This window comes from Pseudarthrobacter sp. NPDC055928, from assembly GCF_042270935.1.
Lineage (GTDB): Bacteria > Actinomycetota > Actinomycetes > Actinomycetales > Micrococcaceae > Arthrobacter.
On the sequence record NZ_JBHJZH010000027.1, the window covers coordinates 21631 to 27755 of the forward strand.

Genomic DNA, 6125 nt, shown 5'->3' on the forward strand with positions numbered 1-6125 from the left:
ATGCCTGACACCCCAACACCCATCGAGGTACACGAGTCAGGCGACGCCGCCGTTCGCGTCGTCGCAACATCCCTTGACCGTGAACGGAACTGGGCAGCGGTCCATGCGCTCGCGGGATGGTTTGAGATGGCCGACGTCGACGGCGTCCACTGCGCGGTTCCCACCTATGATTCGGTATTGGTCGAATTCGATCCCTATGTCACTTCTGCGCGCCAGATCCGGGCCTTCGTCCTCCTGGGCATGCGCCAGCTCGATTTTGTTGGCGCACCCGCCCGTATGCCCCGGCGCTTCGACGTCCCGGTGGTCTACGGCGGCGAATACGGACCGGACCTCCAGAAGGTTGCGGACCACGAGGGCCTGCCCGTCTCAGAGATCATTGCCCTGCACACCGCCAAGTCATATATCATCCGATGCCTCGGCGCTCCGGCAGGGTCCCCCATGATGGACGGTCCGGAATTCCCACTGCCCGTACCACGGCTTAAGGACCCCCGGCTTTCCGTGCCGGCGGGCGCGGTCTCCGTCGCAGGCCGTCAGGCAGTGATCGCCCCCGCGGTGGCTCCCGGCGGGTGGTGTGTCATCGGACAGACGCCATTGACAGTGCTGAACCCTGACAAACAACCGCTCGTCCCTTACCTGCCCGGAGACCTGCTCCGGTTCCACGAGATCACCGCCGCCGATTTCGAGCGCTACGCGGGCCTTGAACTGGAGGCGTCGAAATGAGCGGGACCCTGACCATCCTGCAAGCGGGCCATTCCGTCGTGACGGACCTGGGCCGGTTCAAGGGGCCGCGGTACGGGCTCCCCGTGAACGGGGCGTTGGACCAATTTTCGGCACGGGCCGCCAACATCCTGGCCGGGAACAAGGACAATGATCCGCTGCTCGAAGTCACGGCGCTGGACTTCCGGATGCGCGCGGACACGGATTTGCTCATCGCCGTGACCGGGGCGCCCGTAACCCTGACTGTAGGCGGACGCGAGTGCCCCCAGTGGGAACCAGTTTCTGTCCTGGCAGGGGAAACCGTGGCCCTGCGCAGCATGAACACCGGGCTGCGTGCCTACATCGCCGTGCATGGCGCGTTGGACGCCCCGATGCTGCTGGGCAGCTGCGCACCGGACACCGTCGTTGGATTCGGCCTGAAACTCACCGACGGAACCACTCTCGGGGCCCGGGAGACTGTGCCGCCCATCAGGCAACCGTACTTCGACCTTCCTCTGTTCCGGCTGGGACTTTCCCGACCCGGCGTCAGTGCCCACCCGGTCATCGACGTAACAGACGGACCGGACATCGCCGAATTCGGTGACACCGCGGAGCTCCTATTCAAGACGAGCTACACCGTCAGTGGCCGGAGCAACCACATCGGCCTGCGCCTCGGTGGGGCGCTGCCGGAACGGCAATCGAGGGCCGAAGTACTCTCCAGGGGCGTCCCTGTCGGAGCCATTGAGGTCCCGTCCCGGGAAGAACTCCTGGTACTCCACCGCGGACGGGGAGTGACTGCCGGCTACCCGGTTCTTGGCGTGGTCACCAGCCGCTCGCTGGACGTCCTCGCGCAGGCAAGGCCCGGGAACATCATCAGGTTCCGCAATACAACGGTGGCCGAGGCCACTGGGCGGCACCGTGCCGCCATGCGTGAGCTTGAAGCGCTGCGCACGTCAGTAAATACAGTCTTTGGCCTGCTCGGCGTCGGGGCGCCGGCAAGCTGGCGGGACCTCATGCCGGCCTCGGGAAGCTGAGTTCAGTCATGTCCGGCCTTAGTCACCAGAAACAAGTAAGGATCAAGATGTCAACGTCAACCCAAGCGGCCAAACCGCAGAACGATCGCCTGGATGCCAGGCAGACCCGCAAAGTTGTGACCGCCGGCTGCGTCGGCATTTTCGTGGAGCTCTACGACAACGGCATCTTCGCCTTTATGGCCGGAACCTTGGCATTGGTCTTCCTGGCTCCCGGCAATCCGGACAACGCCCTGCTGTTCGTCTTCGCCGGCTACGCCGTGTCCTTCTTCGTTCGCCCCCTCGGCGCCGTGGTCTGTGGCTACCTCGGAGACCGCATCGGACGGCAAAAGCTGCTGGTCTTCGTCATCCTGTTGATCAGCGTGGCCACGGCGGGCATCGGCTTGCTGCCGGCCTACTCCGCCATCGGCATTGCGGCACCGATCCTCCTGGTCCTGCTCCGCATGCTGCAGGGATTCTCCGTAGGTGGCGAAGCCGCCGGTGCCATGACCTTCCTCGCCGAGCACGCCCCGGAAGGCAAGCGCGGCATCATCACCTCCTACGCCCAGATTGCCTCGTTCGCAGCCCTGCTCACCGGTACGCTTGTCGCATTTTCCATGTCACCCTGGCTCACCCAGGCAGCCATCGACGGCGGCGGCTTCGGCTCGTTCGCCTGGCGCATCCCGTTCCTGGTTGCCATCCCGATGGGCGTCATCGGCTGGTACATCCGCAAGGCCATCGCGGACACCCCCAACTTTGTAAAGCTCAAGGAAGAAGGCGGGCTGTCCAAGAACCCTCTGAAGGAAGCCTTCGCCTCGGCCGAACACCGCCGCGCCATGCTGCTGGCCCTGTTCATCCCGCTCATGAACGGCTCCGGCTACTACGTCCTGTTCTCCTACATGCCCACGTTCCTCAAGGGCAAGCAGCTCAACTTCACCATCGGCGACGCGCTCCTGGTCACCGCCTGCAGCCTGGTGGTCATCTGCATCGCCATCCCGTTCATGGGCGCGCTGTCGGACCGCGTCGGCCGCAAGAAGGTCATCGCCGGGTCCGCCATCGCCATGGCTATCCTCGGCATCCCCGCTTACGCCCTCATAGCTACGGGCGAGATGCTCCTGGCCATCCTGGGCGCCTGCATCATGGCTGTGGTGTTCGCAGGCCACACTGCAGTGATCCACATCCTGATCGTTGAACTGTTCCCCACCCGGGTGCGGTACTCCGCCTACGGCCTGGGCTACAACATCTCCTCGGCACTCTTCGGCGGCACCGCGCCGCTGCTGATGACCTGGCTGATTTCCTCCACGGGCAACATCTACATGCCCGCCTTCTACGCCGTCATCACCGCGCTGGGCACCCTGGCCGCCGTCAGCACGGTCAAGGACAGGGCGCACCTTCCCCTCCGGGATGCCTGACACCAAGTTGTGAGCCGGGGAGCACGTCCCCAGCCCCGAAACCCTCCTAATCTTCACCCAACCACCCTCATTGGAGACTTCCATGCCTTTTTCTGACTACTCAACAGCCCTGGTAACCGGCGCCTCCACCGGAATGGGTGCCGCCATCGCTGAGCGGCTGGCAAAGCGCGGACTCCAAGTACACGCCTTCGCCCGCAATGAAGAACGCCTGAAAGAACTGGCGGACCGCACCGGAGCCATCCCGCACGCCGTCGACCTTACGGACACTGCTGCGCTGACCACAGCGGTGGACGGCCTCAACGTGGACGTACTCGTCAACTGCGCCGGCGTTTCCCGGCCCGGAAATATCCTCGACTCGACGGAAGAGGATATCGACGAGTTGGTGGACGTCAACCTGCGCTCCCTCCTGCAGCTGACGCGCCTGGTCCTTCCCGGCATGGTGGAGCGGGACAACGGCCACGTGATCAACATCAGCTCCATCGCCGGCGTCTACAACTTCTACGGACACACCGTCTATCACGCCACTAAGGCCGCGGTGCACCAGATCTCCCGCCAGCTCCGCAACGACACCGTGGGCAAACGCATCCGTGTCACAGAGGTCTGCCCCGGCCGGGTAGAAACGGAAATCTTCGGCCGCAACATGGGCGGCAGCCCCGAGGCCATGGAAGAGGCCTGGAAGACCTACTACGAAGGCTACGAGTCCCTGACTACGGACGACATCGTCAACGCCGTTGACTACGCGGTGGAGACACCCCGGCACGTAAACGTGGGCATGCTCGAACTCATGCCCACCTTCCAGGTCCCCGGCGGACTCACCTTCGACAGGCGCTAAGCGCCGACGCCGGCCCGCTCACCCCACACCCCAGGATCGATAGGTTTTCCGATGCAAACAGTCCGCACCGTCAGCTTCCCCGACCGGCAGCTCCTCGCCGATCTCTCGCCCCTGCCCGAAGGGCTGCGAGGGGTCGTGTGGGATCTGAAATCGGAGCCCGACGGCGGGACGCTCAGTGAGATCGACGGCGTCATCCTCCCGTATATCGACGCCTCCGCCGTGCTCGGCTCGCTCGGCCAGGTTCCGGCTCTGAAATACGTGCAGACCCAGTCCACGGGGTACGACGGGGTTATTGAGGCGGCCGGGCCGGCCGCAGGTGTGGCCAGCGCCTCCGGTGTCCACGCCGCCGCCACCGCGGAACTGGCCGTGGGACTGATCCTGGCGAAGCTGCGCGGGATCGACCAGGCGGTCCGCGATTCGCAGCACGGCCTCTGGCGGCCGGAACGCCGCCGGTCCTTGGCGGACCGGCGCGTGCTGCTGCTGGGAGTCGGCGGGATCGGCCACGAAATCGCCCGCCGCCTGGAGCCCTTCGAGGTCACCGTCACGCGGGTGGGGAGTTCGGCCCGCACCGACGAGCTTGGCCAGGTGCATGCCTCGTCCGAACTGACCGAGCTTGCAGCGACGCACGACATCCTGGTCTCGGTGCTGCCGCTGAATGAGAACACGCACCAGTTGGTCGGTGAAGAGGTTCTCGCTGCCCTGCCTGACGATGCCCTAGTGGTGAATGTGGGCCGCGGCTCCGTGGTGGACACGGCTGCCCTGACCAAGGAAGTCCTGTCCGGTCGCCTGCAGTGCGCCCTCGACGTCCTTGATCCGGAGCCGCTGCCGCAAGACCACCCGCTGTGGTCCACCCCCAACGCCCTGATCACCCCGCACGTGGGCGGCAACGCTTCCGCCTTCCAGCCCAGGATCCTGAAGCTGCTGCGGAAGCAGCTCGAAGCCCTCGCCGCCGGTGAAGCCCCGGCCAACCTCGTGCAGGCAGGCCCCTTCTCATGAGTTCTTTGTTTGATTTGTCGGGGCGGGTTGCTTTGGTGACGGGTTCGAGCCGGGGGATTGGTAATGCGCTGGCGCGGGCGTTGGCCGACGCCGGTGCCACCGTGGTGCTGAACGGGATCAATGCCGAGCGGCTGAAGGACGCGGCGGCTGCGATGGCCGCGGAGTACGCGCCGGGGCGGGTGCACAGTGTCGCGTTTGATGTCACGAAGGATAGTGAGGCGGCGCGGGGTGTGGCGTGGGTGGAGGAGAACGTGGGGCCGTTGGAGATCCTGGTGAATAATGCCGGGATTCAGCACCGGGTGCCGATGCTGGAGCTGGACGTGAAGGATTGGGAGCGGGTGATTGCCACGGACCTGACGAGCGCGTTTTTGGTGGGGAGGGAGGCCGCGAGGCACATGATCGCCCGTGGGCACGGGAAGATCATTAATATCTGTTCGGTGCAGACGGACTTGGCCCGGCCCACGATCGCCCCGTATGTGGCGGCGAAGGGCGGGTTGCGGAACCTGACCCGGGCGATGACCGCGGAGTGGGCGGGGTCCGGCCTGCAGATCAACGGGATCGCGCCGGGGTATATCCATACGGAGATGACGCAGAACCTGGTCGATGATGAGGTGTTCAATGCCTGGATCCTGGGCCGGACCCCGGCCAACAGGTGGGGCACGGTGCAGGATTTGGCCGGGCCCGCGGTGTGGCTGGCCTCGGCCGGTTCGGACTTCGTGAACGGGCAGACGATCTTTATCGACGGCGGAATGACGGTGGTGGTCTGATGCCCGCGAACACAGCTCTGAACCAGCAATCCCTTCCGGAATCCCTGCCTGTGCCGGGTCTGCCGGTGTCGGGTTTGGCGGTGGTGGCCCATGCCAAGGGGGATCTGCGCATCGAGGAGGTGCCGTTGGCGGCGCCGGGCCCGGGTGAGGCCGTTATCGAGGTGGCGTTTGGCGGGATCTGCGGGTCGGACCTGCACTACTGGTTGCACGGGGCGGCGGGGGAGTCGGTCCTGAAGGCCCCGCTGGTGCTGGGTCATGAGATTTCCGGGACCGTGGTCCGTGCCGCGGCCGACGGGACAGGCCCCGCCGCGGGGACTCCGGTCGCCGTGCATCCGGCCACGCCCGGGCCAGGTGCCGGGGATATCCGGTACCCGGCGGAGCGGCCCAACCTCTCACCCGGGTGCACGTACCT

7 protein-coding genes are annotated in these 6125 nt (G+C 65.6%); all 7 read left to right on the plus strand.

What is annotated here, in order from left to right; translation table 11 throughout:
• Window positions 1-720, plus strand: coding sequence for a carboxyltransferase domain-containing protein (locus ACFC25_RS21635; protein WP_337349104.1), 720 nt, complete (start codon window positions 1-3; stop codon window positions 718-720).
• Entirely contained in the window at window positions 717-1730 is a 1014-nt protein-coding gene (locus ACFC25_RS21640) for an allophanate hydrolase (RefSeq protein WP_337349103.1), read from the plus strand. The genes ACFC25_RS21635 and ACFC25_RS21640 overlap by 4 nt, the downstream gene beginning before the upstream one ends.
• 47 nt (window positions 1731-1777) lie before the next feature.
• Complete coding sequence (locus ACFC25_RS21645) at window positions 1778-3118, plus strand: MFS transporter (protein WP_337349101.1); 1341 nt, start codon at window positions 1778-1780, stop codon at window positions 3116-3118.
• Between the two features lie 82 nt (window positions 3119-3200).
• Window positions 3201-3950, plus strand: coding sequence for an SDR family oxidoreductase (locus tag ACFC25_RS21650; RefSeq protein ID WP_337349100.1), 750 nt, complete (start codon window positions 3201-3203; stop codon window positions 3948-3950).
• Between the two features lie 51 nt (window positions 3951-4001).
• Window positions 4002-4946, plus strand: coding sequence for a 2-hydroxyacid dehydrogenase (locus tag ACFC25_RS21655; RefSeq protein ID WP_337349099.1), 945 nt, complete (start codon window positions 4002-4004; stop codon window positions 4944-4946).
• Window positions 4943-5713 carry an SDR family oxidoreductase gene (locus ACFC25_RS21660; protein WP_376048983.1) on the plus strand — a complete coding sequence of 257 codons (771 nt, stop codon included), beginning with the start codon at window positions 4943-4945 and terminating at the stop codon, window positions 5711-5713. The genes ACFC25_RS21655 and ACFC25_RS21660 overlap by 4 nt, the downstream gene beginning before the upstream one ends.
• Window positions 5713-6125, plus strand: a 413-nt coding sequence (locus ACFC25_RS21665; protein ID WP_376048985.1) for an alcohol dehydrogenase catalytic domain-containing protein, incomplete at its 3' end; no start/stop codon positions are given. The genes ACFC25_RS21660 and ACFC25_RS21665, both read left to right, overlap by 1 nt.